The sequence below is a fragment of the Nostoc sp. NMS7 genome, assembly GCF_017115085.1.
GTDB lineage: Bacteria > Cyanobacteriota > Cyanobacteriia > Cyanobacteriales > Nostocaceae > Nostoc.
In genome coordinates this window covers 1-14,597 of sequence record NZ_JABXKJ010000240.1, presented here as the reverse complement: position 1 = coordinate 14,597, position 14,597 = coordinate 1, and the positions used below count along the sequence as shown (strand labels likewise).

Sequence of the window (14,597 nt, the reverse complement as noted above, 5' to 3'; positions counted from 1 at the left end):
ATTGACGCTCGCACCCAGCAAATATGGGCTTTATCCTCTTAAGTTGACACCAATGGGCAATGCCTTGCCCCTACGCGAAATTTATATGTATCAGGGTTTTAGGGAAATGGTATTGTCTTTCGTAGGCTTTTCCAGATGATCTGAATTGTCAGTTGCATTATCTGAGACAGAAAGCACTTGGTTAGTCCAATCTTTGCCCAACAAAGAGTAACTTTTAATTTATTACCCCTGAAAGCGGGTGCAGTATTGTTAAATGAAAACTATGCTTGGTTTCAACTTTCAGATACCGTTCTTGTAAGGGTTGCCACTGCTTCCACGACTGGTAACGATTTTCAGTTAATAATTTAGCAAGGGTGGGTAACTGAGTCTGAATTTCTGACTTTAAGACATCTGAAAGCCAGTCAGTTAAGACAGCACTATCTTGCATCGTACCCAAAATTTCTTGGATATTTTTCACTTCTGTAAGATAAGCTGCGTAAGACTCACCATATAAGTCACTAAATAACTCCATTTGGTAGCGTACACGTTTAGCTTCTTTTCGCAAACTGTGAAGAATTCCACCTTCTATTGTTAATTGTTTTTCTATCTTTTCTGGTTCCCAGTTTTTCTGAATTTTCACTTCTGAATCCACAAATTCAGTGCCAACTAGCCAACCCGGATGCAGTAACAAGTTACTCACTTCTGGTAAAAGTAAGTCTGGTAGCACTTGCTGAATGCTAAAAGATGCCAAAGGTTGATAACTGGGTTTCTCTAACCACTTATCCAATGCATCTTTTAAAGACTTGTAAGATTCATCCTTTAACGTTTTCTGCACACTCGATAGTACATCTTCACGTTGTTTAGCCAAAGCTGTGAAAGCGGTTTGCAAAGATTCCTGTTCTTTGCGGGGTAAGTTTGGTTTATAATTGTTTTCCAAACTTTCTTTGAGTACGTCTAAATCTCGGAGATTACCAAGACGACGGGCTATTTTACCGATATTTTTATCGCTGACTGGTTTCGAGACATCCACTGCTAGCCCAAACCTAGTTACAGCCGTCCGTAGGCGACGCATTCCCACTCGCATTTGGTGCAGCGCTTCTGGATCTTCATCTTTCTTCACTGATTTTTCCCACTTCAAGGTTTTCTTAAAGTGTTTTTCAATCGCTTGGTAGGCGTAGTCTCCTAGAGTTTTTACCGTGGTTTGTGTAGCTAATTTCATAATTGATCTTAATGACAATACCTTATGAGGTTATTGCATAATAACATTAGTTAAAAAGCTACATCTAGTTTTGATATGTTTTTATGTAATCAGGATTGTAAAGTATGCTTATGTCTATTGATAGTTGCATACTCTTCTATAGTAATAGCGGATGTGTTGAAGTTGGGCTAAAATCAATTTTGAATTTTAGATTTGTGAGAAAGTTGGATGGGGAATCATCCCTGGTGTATGCGGTAATCTTAAAGATTAGTAGAGATTGCCTGTACGGGACAGGTGGGAATACACTGTTCGCAGACGATACAGCGCGATCGCGTGAATGTCAATTTAGATGTCTCTGGGTGGAGGGTGAGGGCTTCGGTAGGACAAACCCCAGTACACAAGCCACAGTGGACACAGACATCCTCGTCGATGGCAATTTCCCCTAATGTATGAGAAACGTTAACATGGCGCGATCGCATCCACTCGATCGCCGCATCTAATTGATCGATATCTCCCGCTAGTTCTACTACCAGTTTGCCAATTTGATTTGGGGCAACTTGGGCGCGGATAATATTGGCGGCGACGTTGAACTCTTTGGCCAGTACGTAAGTGACTGGCATTTGCACGGCACGTTTCGGGAAGGTGAGTGTTACTCGTTTTTTCATCGGATTAGCAGAGGTTTTTTCTGTTGTAGCGTGATTTAAAACACGTATAAATATTAGATTAACGCAAACCTAAAATTTCGGAAATCGCCTTGACAATATCCAGATAGAAGTTGCCTTTCACTGCCCGAAACAATTCAAATTTAGAGTCAGGGGCGCCAAAAAACGGTCTGAGAAACCATCCTAACTGCATACCAACAAAGGCATAAAGCAATAACCACGATCTTAAAATAGTCGTGCGGGTTTTTTTGCCAACTTCATCTTGTTGAGAAAGTAATTGCATTTCTTCATACAGAAATTTAACGCCAAAGATGCCTGTAATGCCAAAAATTAACACATTCAACAGTTTAAAAAATTGATAAGAATCGGGTGTAGTGCTCAGAAAAAATAGTGTAACTGGTGCCAAGCTGAATAAAAGTACACTAATCACTGATACAGATGTGAGCAAGACAACGAAATGCTGTTGAATACTACTGCGGGAACCAAACAAAACATTAAAAAAAAACAAAGTTGGAAAACAGATAATCAGTGTTAATAAATAAAATGCCGGAAGTTTAATAGCACCGGATAATGCCTGTGCCCAACTGTGAGATGCACCGATAATTCCGCCATAGATGGCAAAGAAAATAGAACTTGTTACGAATAGAGAACTGATTTTATTTTGTAATCTGACTCCGTGACGAATTTCTTCTAAGAAAGCTTGGCGATGTCTGACGACAAGCCGCTTTGCGTCTACGCGGAGTAAATTAACCAAAACACCAAATTGTTGAATTCCGCCATTTTGTTTTTTCAGCATAAATTTATATCTGGTATATTTTGTTTAATTACTAATTACTAATTAACGAATTCCCAAGAGATAGCTAATAGCTTGAATAACGTTCAGATAAAAATTTCCTTCTCTTTCGCGGAACAGTTGAAAGACAAAATCAGGTGTGCCAAAAAACGGTCTGAGAGTCCATCCTAACTGACTGCCTACGAAAGCGTAAAGAAATAGCCAAAATTGTAAAATCTTTTGGCGTGTCTTGCTACCTTCATTATCTTGTTCTAAAACTAAACTGGTGGCGTGATATAAAGACGAGACACCAATCAATCCAGTCAATGCAAAAATAAAGACATTTAACAGAATTAAAAATTGGTAATTATTGGTGGTAATTATGAAAAACAGTGTGATTGGTGCAAAGCTAAATAAAAGTACGCTTGTGACTGAAACCGCAGTCAATACTAATGCTAAATGCTGTGCAAAACTCCGCTTGGAACCAAAAATAATATTAGCCAAGAACAACGTCGGGATACAAATCAGCAGCGTGATTAAATAAAGGGCTGGCAGTTTAATGGCGGAAGATAAAGCTTGCATCCAACTATGGTATGCACCAATGATTCCGCCATAAGCGGCGAGAAATAAAGAACTGCAAACCAGTAGAGAAATGATTTTATTTGGTAATCTTGTACCTTGGCGAACTTCCTCTAGAAAACCTGGGCGATCGCGCAGAAATCCAATCAGCACTGCAAAGTATTTTATTCCTAAAGATTTCCGCTCAATCATCTTATCCTCATCCAGATATTATTCAAGTTTCATCTGAGTAATCACCACCGGAACCATACTTCCAGGCATCAATCAAACGATGCCAATAATATTGTTGTTCATTTGGTTGATTCTTAATCCATATTTCTAGCATTGGACTCAACGAAAAAAAGGCAGTATATACACCTAAATTCCCGTAATGCACCAGCCAATCTAACAAACTTCCTAAACCTACTTGTGGAATTATCTTGGCAACTAATCCCGGATGAGACAAGCCAGTTTTTAACAGTGTTTGCGTTAGTCCCAAAAACTGCACTATATCCTGTAAAAATGGTTTTAGCACTGGTGTACCCAACTGTTGCATTTCCTGAAATACCGCCGAGAGTAGTTGGTTAATTTGATCTGGCGCAATTTTCTGATTAACACCAACACTCATCGCCCTTTGAAACAACCAGGTGACAGTCAAACTTGGCTGATAGGGTTGCAGCAGTGCAATCGCTTGTGCTGATAATTGTTCCGTTTCCAGCGCTTCGTAAATGCCATAAGTTAAACGCTTCAGGTGACGCACCATTGCCCCAAAACCACCAAAACTCAAGGGAGATTGACTACCACTGCTATCTCCGGCTGGAAGAATGCGATTCCAAGGGGTTTTTAGGGGACTTTGGCGATAGGTGGGAAAGAAACCAAATAGCGATCGCTGAAATTTCAGCTTGTTCAATTCCACTCCCTGATATTCTGGTAATAGACGCAGATATTCTTCAAACAGAGCTTCTAAACTCAAGCGTTGGGGATGTGCATCCATGTAGGTAAACAAGTAAGTTGTTCTGCCATCTCTGGCTGGAAAGGCTTCCCAAAAGTACTGACATTGATTCTGCAAAGGTGTGAATGATAATATTAAATCGCCTGAGTTATTTTCGGGAAAACCTTGGGCGCAACTTCCAACAACCAAGCACAAAGCGTCTGGTTTTTTACCTTGGCGTGCTTGTTGGGTGATGGGTGAAAAATGTCCCATCGCGTCGATTAATAACCGAGTTTTGAATTGGTTATTTACCATCACCCCATCTGGATGAACTACCGCTTCAGTAAAGGGTGTGTTTTCTAACAACTTTCCCCCAGTGGCGAGAAATTGGGTTTTCAAAGTAGCTAGTAGATAAACTGGATCTACGCCGATATTCAAAACATTCTCTACCCAAACTTCTGTACCGCCATCAAAACTAACTCGTGCTGGGTTATATTGAGTAGCGATCGCACTTGCTAATTCCTCCTCTGTTAGCAAGTTCAATTCCACAAATACATCTAATTCTTTGCGAGAAATATTCCACTCTTGTTCCCTCCCCCGCAAAATTAAGAGTTCCAACAACGCCACTCGCAGTCCCTTCACCGCCAAGGCGCAACCAATTAAAATGCCCAAAGTGCCACCGCAGATAATTACATCGAAGTCTGCGATGCCTAAAGGCTGTTGACTTTCTTTAACTAACGTTGGGATAGGTGCGGTATTTTCTCTCAAGGATGTGAGAATGCGATCGCTTTGGCGCAATCTTGCTAAAACATCGCCCGGTAATTGGGAAAGAATTTCTTCAGTTAAAGACATTTGGGAAAAATTTAACTCTACATTCTAAAACTACCTGAGAATGAAGAAAGTAGATATGATTGAGTTAAATTGAGCCAGGGCGAATGGAATTCGCGGCTATACAAACAAAGTCCGCCTGCGCGGACTAAGGAAAAATTGAGGGTTTCAAACCCACGGAGGTGGGGTTTTACCTGTGTAGACGGGGTTTCTAACCGCCGATTTAACTGTTTTGATAGATTATCCTAAACCGAATAATTTAGAAATCGCAGGCAATAATTTATTAGTTGCTTCAACCAGGGAAGCGATCGCAGATAAACCAGAAAATAGCCCTTTTAACATGGTGATTGCATTTTTTGCAGTCTTTTGCTTGGTGGATTCTTGAGGATTTTTAGCTGCTTCTGCTAAAGCTTCTACCCTCCCGTCTTAAGTTGCTACCCATCAAGTCAATGATGATTGAGCATATCTTTGGACAGCCGATACCCCGGCTAGAACTACACTAATAAAAAAGATCGGGAGATTTGCATAAAAATACTTCATTCCCATGAAGTAAATAAGGAGCTTTTCCGTCTACTGAAATTCTTTATAGAGAGAATTATTCTTGAAAGAGCAGGACTTTCAGAGGTGAAAACTCCATCACACACAATTGCGGAGAATTATATTATGTCCAGACTAATTGTTTCTTTGCCCCCATTCATAGGCACTTCGGGTTCCGATCTAGTGGTGGGCAAAGAGGATAATACATTATTAGGAATTCCAGCAATTGGAATTGAGGTTCTAAAAAACGGAGTCATTGATACTCAAGCAGGTAATGATACTATCTCTGGCACTGGCACTGGCGACGACGGCATTACTATCTCTGGCACTGGCATTGCTAACAGTGGCATTATCAATGGAGGGAGGGGAGACGATACAATCTTAGGCACTGGCACTGGTGGTAACGACTATTTCACCTCGGGTATAGGTATCTCTAACACTCAGGGTGGCTACATTAATGGAGGAGACGGAAATGATTTGATCAAGGGAAGCGGAACGGGAGGCGACTCTTTTGGAACAGGCATCATCACTATAGGCATCAATAATACTCAGCATAGCCGCATTGATGGAGGATTTGGGGACGACTCTATCGAGGGAGCTGTAATTGGACGTGTAATTGGACTTGTTCAAGTCAATGTTATAGGAATCTCTAACACTGAGGGCAGCAATATTAATGGAGGAAAAGGGAACAATTTCATCTCCGGCACTGCTGAATCTTTTCTAGCTGAAGTAGATGCTACAGGCATCTTCAACAGTGGTGGTAGCAACATTAATGGAGGAGAAGGGAACAATTCTATTACTGGTATCGGCAAGGGCGGTATAGGGGTAGTAGATCCTAATCGTGGGACTAGCCCTGGGGGTAATGGTACAGGTATCTCCAACAGCAAGGGTAGCATAATTAGTACAGGGCAGGCAAACGACTTCCTTTCTGGCACGGGCACAGGCGGTGCAGGGGTCGAGATCCCTTCTAATCCTGACTATGGGACAGCTGCACCTGGTGTAGGTATAGGCATTGTTAACAGTGGCATGATCAATTTAGGCGGTGGCAACGATACCATCATCGGTACTGGCATTAGTCAAGGCATGATCAATTTAGGCAATGGCAACGATACTATCATCGGTACTGGCATTAGTCAAGGCACAGGTATTGTTAATACTAATGGCATTATTTATGAAGGGGCAGGATCTGACATCCTGACTGGCTATGGCACCAGCGTTGGCATTCAAGGCGGCACGATTGATGGCGGAAGCGGTAACGATTACTTCAAAGCTCGTCGAATTGATGCTAATGGTAATCCCGTTTCAGACCAAGGGGGCGCTATTGCCAATGTCTTGATTAAAGGCGGAGGTGGAAACGACACATTTGATGTTGGTTACGGTAATGCCACCATCGATGGTGGTTCGGGATGGGATAAGCTAATTCTGCCTGATTTCAAAAGTGATTACATTATTGCAGGCACCTCCAACAATTACACCGTTAAGCATGATCAGTTCACCTTGAATGTCTTGAATGTTGAGCAAATTGTCTTTCTTGGCGTTACTCCACAGCAGACTGTGCTTGGAATTCCTCATTAGCGATTTGAGCAATAAACCGATCCAACGCTCTAGATGCGGCTTGATATTGGGGTGAGGTACTGGCGAAGCTGCCCCTACCTATGGTCAAAGATTTTAAAATGCGCTGCGGCGCTTCGCCGCAGGGCTTCGCTATCGCCTATTGACTGATAGTCCAGTCTAATTTCGACTCGTTCACGGAGTTCAAAGACTCATTCACAGTTATTTTAGCGATCGCATCCTCTTCTTGAGAGTACCGTTTATCTCGTTCCCAGTCTCCGACTGGGAATGCCTAATAAGAGGCTCTGCCTCTTGACTTACGGCAGAGCCAAATAGAGACCTAACGGCAAAAATCAGGTGATCCCATCCTGCTGAGACCTAAGTTGTGTCTCTGGCTGAGTTGAGCCAGGAGGCAAAGCCCGATGTCCAGATCCCGTAGTTCCATTAGGAGAATCTGGAGGCTTTGAACCACCCGATTGCTTCCGAGAAAATATAGCCTGAGCCAGAGTCTTAACCAAAATATACAGAATTGGCACTAAGAACAAACTCAAGAACGTCGCCAGCAGCAGCCCCCCAAAGAGCGCTGTTCCTAAAGACCAACGGCTGCTGGCTCCAGCCCCTTGAGAGATCACCAAGGGCAAAAATCCTAACAACGCTGCAAAAGAAGTCATTAAGATCGGTCGCAGACGTTCTTGCCCCGCTTTCACCGCCGCCCGCGTGTAGCTCATGCCGTGCTCATGCTGCTGATTGGCAAATTCCACGACTAAAATCGCGTTCTTGGCGGCTAGACCAATCAAAGTTACCAAACCTACCTGGCAATAGATATCATCCACCACTTTCGGGAAGAGGCTACCTGCCATGAAAATATTGGAACGTAGCCAAATCGCCGTCATCGCTCCCAAAACTGCCAGGGGAACTGTCAGCAAAATAATGATCGGGTCAACGTAGCTTTCATACTGAGCCGCCAGCACCAAAAAGACAATAACGAAGGCGAAGACAAAAATCAAGCCCGTAGATCCCCCAGATGTCTTCTCCTGGAGATAAGTCCCTGTCCATTCATAACCAAACCCTTTAGGTAAGACTTCTGCTGCTAGTTTCTCCATCGCTTGAATCGCCTGTCCAGAACTAGCACCGGGAGCCGGAGCGCCCTGGACTTTGATTGACCTGTACAAGTTATAATGCGAAATGGTTTTCGGACCCACAAAGGGAGTAACTTTCACCAAATTGCTCAACGGAATCATCGCCCCAGTTGCAGAGCGAACATACAGCTTGCCAATATCATCGGGATTAGAGCGAAAAACCCCATCTGCTTGGACATATACTCGATACTGTCGCTGTCCCTGCACAAAATCATTCACATATTGCGACCCCAAGTAACTTTGCAACGCCCCAAAAATGTCATTGAGTTCGACATTGAGAGATTTGGCTTGGTTGCGATCTACCTGGATGTCATATTGGGGAGTGTCTGCGGTGAACTGAGTGAAGACTCCGTGTAGAGCAGGGTTTTTATTCGCCGCCCCAATCAACTTTTGAGCAGCATCAACCAGGGTTTGAATCGGCGCATTTCCGGTTCGGTCTTGAATGATAAACTCAAAACCACCCGTAGAGCTTAAGCCTCTAACTGGAGGAGCATTTACAGCGATCGCTCTCGCATCTGTAATTGCAGAGAGCTTTTTGTTCATCCTCTGAAGTATTCCATACACAGACTGAGATTCTAGAGTTCTCTCTTTCCAGGGTTTCAGGTTAGCAAAGGCAATGCCTAAATTAGAAGCATTGCCATCGAAACCAAAGCCACTAATCATAAAACTAGCTTGAACTTCGGGAAGCGATGTTACTTCCTTGACAACCCGATTCATCACAGATTCGGTGTATTTCAAAGAAACCCCATCAGGTCCTTGGACAACTACAAAGAAATAACCCTGGTCTTCCTCTGGAATAAATCCAGTAGGCACTGCTTTGTACATCAAAAACGTTGCGATTAAACCAGTGATGAAAACCCCAATTACAATCGGCTTGACATGGGTAAGGTAGCTAACAAATCCGACATAGCGGCGCGTAAACCAGCTGAATCCCCGATTAAACAGCCCAAAAAACCACCCCAAAGGACCCCGTGGAGTCTGAGCAGGGCGCATGAGGATGGCTGCCATACTCGGAGAGAAAGTTAAAGCATTGAAGGTCGAAATGGCAATAGAGCAAGCAACGGTTAACCCAAATTGTTTGTAGACAATCCCAGTAGTACCCGGAATGAATGTAACTGGAAGGAATACCGCCATGAGTACAAGTGAAGTGGCAATGACTGCCCCAGTCAACTCTTTCATGGCTTCCATCGCCGCATCAAGGGGCTTCAAGCCCTGCTCCAGTTTGACTGCAACTGCCTCCACCACAATAATCGCATCATCGACAACAAGACCGATCGCCAGGACGAAACCAAATAAGGTCAGTGTATTAATCTGAAATCCTAAAACCAACAGAGCCGCACACGTCCCAACCAAGGAAACGGGGATCGCCACAGTGGGAATGATCGTGGTACGCCAGTCTTGCAAAAAGACAAAAATTACCAAGACCACCAAGATAACCGCTTCAACCAGAGTTTGTAGAACTTCTTCTAGGGAAATTTCTACAAATGGAGTGGTATCAAATGCCACCTGTCCTTTTAGTCCAGGTGGAAAACTCTTCGCTAATATTGCGATCTGGTCTTCAACAGCATGGGCAACTTGTAGGGCATTACTACCCGGAAGTTGATATATCCCCAAACCCACGGCTGGCTTGGGATCACTTCCTGGTAAGGTAAATTTGGCATCAGCAAGATAGCTCTCTGCTCCCAGTTCAACTCGACCGACATCTTTAACCTTAACTAGGGTGCTATTAATGCTGCTATTAGTAGTGCTATTAGTAGTGCTATTACTGCTGCTATTAGTGCTGCTATTAGTGCTACCTTGACTCACCTTCAGCACCATGTCTTCAAATTCAGCCGCATTTTTAAATCGACTAGTTGCCCGTAAAGCAAATTCAAAACTTTGATTATCTGGTGCTGGTTCCTTACCAATCGCCCCTGCGCCCACCTGAATATTTTGTTCTTGCAGGGCAGTTGTCACATCTTGAGGAGTTAGTTGATGTTGGGCAAGCTTGTTGGGATCAAGCCAAAGACGCATGGCATATTTGCGTTCCCCAAAAATGGTGGCTTGTCCCACACCAGGAAGCCGTTTGATCTCATCGAGAATAAACAGATCGACATAGTTACTGATAAAAAGGTTGTCATACTCATTATTATCTGAGTAAAACCCATAGACGAGAAGGAGACTGCTTGATGCCGTTTGAACGGTAACACCTGTTCGTTGAACAGTATCTGGCAGTTGAGGTGAAGCAAGTCCTTCTTTATTTTGAACGTTTACTTGAGCAATATCGCTATTAACTTGAGTTGGGAAGGAGACAGTTATATTGCTGGAACCATCATTACCCGTATTAGAAGATATATAAGATACATCTTTAACACCATTAATTTGTCGCTCAATAATGTTGGTGACAGTGCTTTCTGTTGTTTGAGCATCTGCACCAGTATTAGTGGAGCTAACAGTGATTTGCACCGGGGCGAGGTCAGGTAGCTGAGAAATGGGAAGGATCGGAATACAGATGCTTCCCAGCAGCAAAATAATGAACGTACAGACCGTCGTCAGGACTGGCCGTCTGATGAAGGTATTGACAAACATAAAATCAGGGAAAAGTCCAAGACTGGTTATTGAGGTAGTAGCTTTTTATTAATATAAGTATTTATTCAGGCTTAGTGTTGGCGATCGCCGCAAATTAGGGATTGGGGAATTCTACAGCAGGTTTCATTTATTTCAACCATATCTAGCTCATGCGTGTCAACTTCAGATGAAAGCTTCTGACTGTATAAGTTTTGCCCTCACCCCCAGCCCCTCTCCCAAAAATGGGAGAGGGGAGTTCAAAAGTTCATTCGCATTTCTAATTAGCTTTGCCATTCCCGTGAAAATTTACCAACTGATCCTCATTGACCCAAATTGCTTGTTGAGGCACAGAGATGGAAATTCCAGCTTCGTCTAGGGCAAGTTTCAGGCGGCGGCGAAGCTCGCGTGCTACATCCCATTGTTTGAGGGGCTGTGTTTTAATCCAGACGCGAATCATCAAACCGCGATCGCCAAATTGATCTATTCCCAAAACTTGCGGCGGTTCCAAAATATGACGCTGCCATTGCATTTCTTGATTCATCTTGTCAGCAACAGTTTCAATCAATTTTAAAGCGTCTTCTGTATCGGCTTGGTAAGCGATCGGGATTGTTAAATCGGCTCGTGACCAACGACTAGAAAGATTGGCAACAACTTTAATTTCACCATTGGGAATCGTGATCAAACGCCCTTCCGAATCCCGGACTTGGGTCATCCGCAGATTCAGATTTTCTACTAATCCTCCCACGTCTCCCACCGTAATCACATCGCCTAAAGCGTACTGGTCTTCTAAAATGATCAAAAAACCATTAATCGCATCTTTAATTAAGTTTTGCGAGGCCAGAGACACTGCAACACCAACTAAACTGGCACCCGCTAGCAAGGGAACGATATCTATCCCCAATGATACCAGCGCTAGTAAGATCCCAACTACCACGCAGATAAGAGTAGCAATACTTTTAGTCACACCAGAAAATGTGGAAACTCGCAGTTGCAGACGTTCAGAACTTTCTGGGGTTAGGAAAGCCCCACTGATGATCAGAGTGCTGGTGAAGCGTTCAATTAGGGCGTAGGTCAAACGAATCGCTACATAGGTTCCCAATAATACGACACCTAATCGCAAGGGAAATTGGGCGGCGGTGAGAATTCCTACCTGAAACCCTCGTGTATAGGGAAATAGACCCAAAATAAAGAAGCTTCCACTTCCCCAAATTCCGGCTTGAGTTAGCTGAAACAATCGTTTTTTGACTTCTTGGAGATGTTGCTTTTGCTGTTTATTCAGTTGGGTTGTAATTGGTTGATCTGCTGGGGAAATTGGGGAGTTTAGGAATCCTTTGGGGGGTTGGGAGACAATAGGGTATACTAAATCCTTTTTGGAACGTCGCTGCCAGCTATATACGCCCCAACTTATGACAATCATTGCCAGTCCGATGCCCGCAGCAATTTTACCTTGGTCGATTAAAAATTGAGTTTGTCTTTCTTGCTTTGCTTCTTGCAAATCTTCTTCTAACTTTTGGGTGATTTGATCTGCCGATGTTGACATATCTATCTGTCGCAGTCTGGCATCTTCGGAAGTGATGGTCATCAAATATTGACCATTTACATAAATTACTGGTAATTCGTTTACTTTGCGAACTTCTACCTTGACTGCTGTTTTCGGTGGTGATTGAAAGTAATTTTGGCTAATTTTCTGCAACTTCTTTTGAATGTCTTCTGAACGCTCAGGAAAGTTGGTTTTTGATGCCGCTATCTGAAATAATGCCCGACCATCTAAATAAATCCAGCCCGAAACAACTCGATCATTTGAATCAGTACTCACACTGTTGGGAGCTTGCAGCTGCTGTAAAAAAGGAATCTGGGCTGTGGCTTTTGGCACAGATACAACGGCTATGGCCATTGAACTAGCGATCGCCAAAAATTGAAATTGCACTCAAACACCTCCTTGAGTAAAATTTACTAGTGACTACTTCTATAACCATCCTCCACAATTAATTTTAGTAAATGTACTTATCTGAAGTTGCGGTTTTCCCTTGAGATGAGATTTTTTGTAATTTATCTATCTCTAGACAGATGACAATGTACTTGTAATCAGGACTCTAGACTGATAAAAGTCTTACTCTTACCAAAGATAAAACAAAAAGGAAGAACCTGGGACTGAAGTTGACATTATGCCGATCAACCGTCAAGCTAGTTTTGGGGACTCTTGACTAGTAATTTGCTTTCTTTCAAGCAAAAATTGCCAGTAGTAGAATAACCTAGTAGAGTGCGTAAATTTTACGTAGCTTTTTTAATTTTTTGAGGAAACTTTTGATGACCGCAACTTCTCCCCGATTAAAGCACGAGGTTAAAGACCTCGGCCTAGCTGCCTTGGGAAGACAGCGTATTGAATGGGCTGGACGGGAAATGCCAGTTTTGCGGCAAATCCGCGATCGCTTTGCCCAAGAAAAGCCCTTTGCTGGCTTACGCCTTGTCGCTTGCGCCCACATTACAACAGAAACAGCACATTTGGCGATCGCTCTGAAAGCCGGTGGTGCAGACGCGCTTTTAATTGCTAGCAATCCCTTATCAACTCAAGATGACGTAGCCGCTAGCCTCGTCCTCGATCATGAAATTCCCGTCTTTGCTCAAAAAGGCGAAGATAACGCAACTTACAGCCGCCACGTCCAAATCGCCCTAGATCACCGCCCCAACATCATCATTGATGACGGTAGCGATGTGGTTGCGACATTAATCCAAGAGCGCCAACACCAAATCGCTGATTTGATTGGCACCACTGAAGAAACCACAACCGGAATTGTGCGCCTCCGCGCCATGTTCAAAGATGGCGTTCTCACCTTCCCCGCAGTCAACGTCAACGATGCTGATACCAAGCACTTCTTTGATAACCGCTATGGTACTGGGCAATCGACCTTAGACGGGATTATCCGCGCCACAAATATCCTGCTGGCTGGTAAAAACATTGTCGTAGTTGGTTACGGCTGGTGTGGTAAAGGTACAGCCCTCCGCGCCCGTGGTATGGGTGCTAATGTGATTGTTACCGAAATTGATCCCATCAAGGCAATTGAAGCGGTAATGGATGGTTTCCGCGTTCTACCAATGGCTGAAGCTGCTAAAGTTGGTGATTTGTTTATCACAGTTACCGGTAACAAGCACGTAATTCGCGCCGAGCATTTTGATGCCATGAAAGACGGTGCGATCGTTTGTAATTCTGGTCACTTTGATATCGAACTTGACTTGAAATACTTGGCTTCTCAAGCTAAGGAAATCAAAGAAGTGCGTCCTTTCACTGAAGAGTATAAGTTGACAACTGGTAAATCAGTTGTCGTTCTCGGACAAGGACGTTTGATTAACCTGGCTGCGGCTGAAGGACATCCCAGCGCGGTTATGGATATGAGTTTTGCTAACCAAGCTTTAGCTGTTGAATACCTAGTGAAGAATAAAGGTAAGTTAGCACCTGGTTTGCACTCAATTCCCATTGATGTGGATCAAGAAATTGCTCGTTTGAAATTGGAAGCTATTGGAATTAAGATTGATAGCCTAACACCAGATCAAATTGAGTACATCAATTCTTGGACTACTGGAACTTGATACATTGATTAATTGATTTTTTTGGGGATAGGCGTTTTGCTTATCCCTTTTTTTGTGTTTCTCTCGCAGAGATGCAGAGGCAAGGCAGCGCGGTCTTGGGGGTTTCCCCCATGAGCGACTGCCGCACAGAGAGAGGATATAATAGGATGGAGGGTGTTCTTGTAAGTTTGTATGTCAGCAAAAGATTTTTTTCATAATGCTGTTAAGTTAGCTTTAGAGAAAGATGGTTGGTTAATTACTGATGATCCTTTAATAGTATCCGCTCAATAAGTTGCGGTAAGCAAAAATTATTAGCGATTGTTGAATCAAT

At 43.3% G+C, this 14,597-nt stretch carries 9 protein-coding genes and 1 pseudogene; 3 read left to right on the top strand and 7 right to left on the bottom strand.

The features are described 5' to 3' along the window. Positions 1 to 214: 214 nt before the first annotated feature. The 5 genes from HWQ38_RS32340 to HWQ38_RS32320 form a co-directional block, all read right to left on the bottom strand. A complete protein-coding gene (locus HWQ38_RS32340; RefSeq protein ID WP_292802003.1) occupies positions 215 to 1,198 on the bottom strand; it encodes a CHAD domain-containing protein in 984 nt (327 codons plus the stop codon). A 239-nt stretch (positions 1,199 to 1,437) separates the two neighbouring features. Beyond that, positions 1,438 to 1,842 carry an NIL domain-containing protein gene (locus tag HWQ38_RS32335; RefSeq protein ID WP_292802001.1) on the bottom strand — a complete coding sequence of 135 codons (405 nt, stop codon included), beginning with the start codon at positions 1,840 to 1,842 and terminating at the stop codon, positions 1,438 to 1,440. A 58-nt stretch (positions 1,843 to 1,900) separates the two neighbouring features. After that, entirely contained in the window at positions 1,901 to 2,635 is a 735-nt protein-coding gene (locus HWQ38_RS32330) for an actin-binding WH2 domain-containing protein (protein WP_292801999.1), read from the bottom strand. Between the two features lie 42 nt (positions 2,636 to 2,677). Next, positions 2,678 to 3,382 carry an actin-binding WH2 domain-containing protein gene (locus tag HWQ38_RS32325; RefSeq protein ID WP_292801997.1) on the bottom strand — a complete coding sequence of 235 codons (705 nt, stop codon included), beginning with the start codon at positions 3,380 to 3,382 and terminating at the stop codon, positions 2,678 to 2,680. 22 nt (positions 3,383 to 3,404) lie between these two features. Beyond that, the gene (locus HWQ38_RS32320) at positions 3,405 to 4,952 is read right to left on the bottom strand and encodes an FAD-binding oxidoreductase (RefSeq protein ID WP_292801995.1); all 1,548 of its coding nucleotides are present in this window, start codon (positions 4,950 to 4,952) and stop codon (positions 3,405 to 3,407) included. 639 nt (positions 4,953 to 5,591) lie between these two features. Between HWQ38_RS32320 and HWQ38_RS32315 the strand changes: the two genes are divergently transcribed. Next, a complete protein-coding gene (locus HWQ38_RS32315; protein WP_292801994.1) occupies positions 5,592 to 7,040 on the top strand; it encodes a calcium-binding protein in 1,449 nt (482 codons plus the stop codon). Between the two features lie 329 nt (positions 7,041 to 7,369). Here HWQ38_RS32315 and HWQ38_RS32310 read toward each other — a convergent pair whose 3' ends face one another. Both HWQ38_RS32310 and HWQ38_RS32305 read right to left on the bottom strand, forming a co-directional pair. Continuing rightward, complete coding sequence (locus HWQ38_RS32310) at positions 7,370 to 10,723, bottom strand: efflux RND transporter permease subunit (protein WP_292801993.1); 3,354 nt, start codon at positions 10,721 to 10,723, stop codon at positions 7,370 to 7,372. A 256-nt stretch (positions 10,724 to 10,979) separates the two neighbouring features. Beyond that, a complete protein-coding gene (locus HWQ38_RS32305) occupies positions 10,980 to 12,629 on the bottom strand; it encodes a mechanosensitive ion channel family protein (protein WP_292801992.1) in 1,650 nt (549 codons plus the stop codon). Between the two features lie 380 nt (positions 12,630 to 13,009). Here HWQ38_RS32305 and ahcY point away from each other — a divergent pair, with 380 nt between their 5' ends. Together ahcY and HWQ38_RS32295 are read left to right on the top strand one after the other, a co-directional pair. Then, complete coding sequence (gene ahcY, locus HWQ38_RS32300) at positions 13,010 to 14,287, top strand: adenosylhomocysteinase (RefSeq protein ID WP_292801991.1); 1,278 nt, start codon at positions 13,010 to 13,012, stop codon at positions 14,285 to 14,287. Between the two features lie 171 nt (positions 14,288 to 14,458). Beyond that, positions 14,459 to 14,539 (top strand): annotated as a pseudogene (locus tag HWQ38_RS32295) (element excision factor XisH family protein); the annotation flags it as partial. Between the last annotated feature and the right edge of the window lie 58 nt (positions 14,540 to 14,597).

Coding starts and splice junctions, on each gene's coding strand:
- HWQ38_RS32340 (WP_292802003.1), bottom strand. CDS start 1,198: ATGAAATTAGCTACACAAACCACGGTAAAAACTCTAGGAGACTACGCC.
- HWQ38_RS32335 (WP_292802001.1), bottom strand. CDS start 1,842: ATGAAAAAACGAGTAACACTCACCTTCCCGAAACGTGCCGTGCAAATG.
- HWQ38_RS32330 (WP_292801999.1), bottom strand. CDS start 2,635: ATGCTGAAAAAACAAAATGGCGGAATTCAACAATTTGGTGTTTTGGTT.
- HWQ38_RS32325 (WP_292801997.1), bottom strand. CDS start 3,382: ATGATTGAGCGGAAATCTTTAGGAATAAAATACTTTGCAGTGCTGATT.
- HWQ38_RS32320 (WP_292801995.1), bottom strand. CDS start 4,952: ATGTCTTTAACTGAAGAAATTCTTTCCCAATTACCGGGCGATGTTTTA.
- HWQ38_RS32315 (WP_292801994.1), top strand. CDS start 5,592: ATGTCCAGACTAATTGTTTCTTTGCCCCCATTCATAGGCACTTCGGGT.
- HWQ38_RS32310 (WP_292801993.1), bottom strand. CDS start 10,723: ATGTTTGTCAATACCTTCATCAGACGGCCAGTCCTGACGACGGTCTGT.
- ahcY (WP_292801991.1), top strand. CDS start 13,010: ATGACCGCAACTTCTCCCCGATTAAAGCACGAGGTTAAAGACCTCGGC.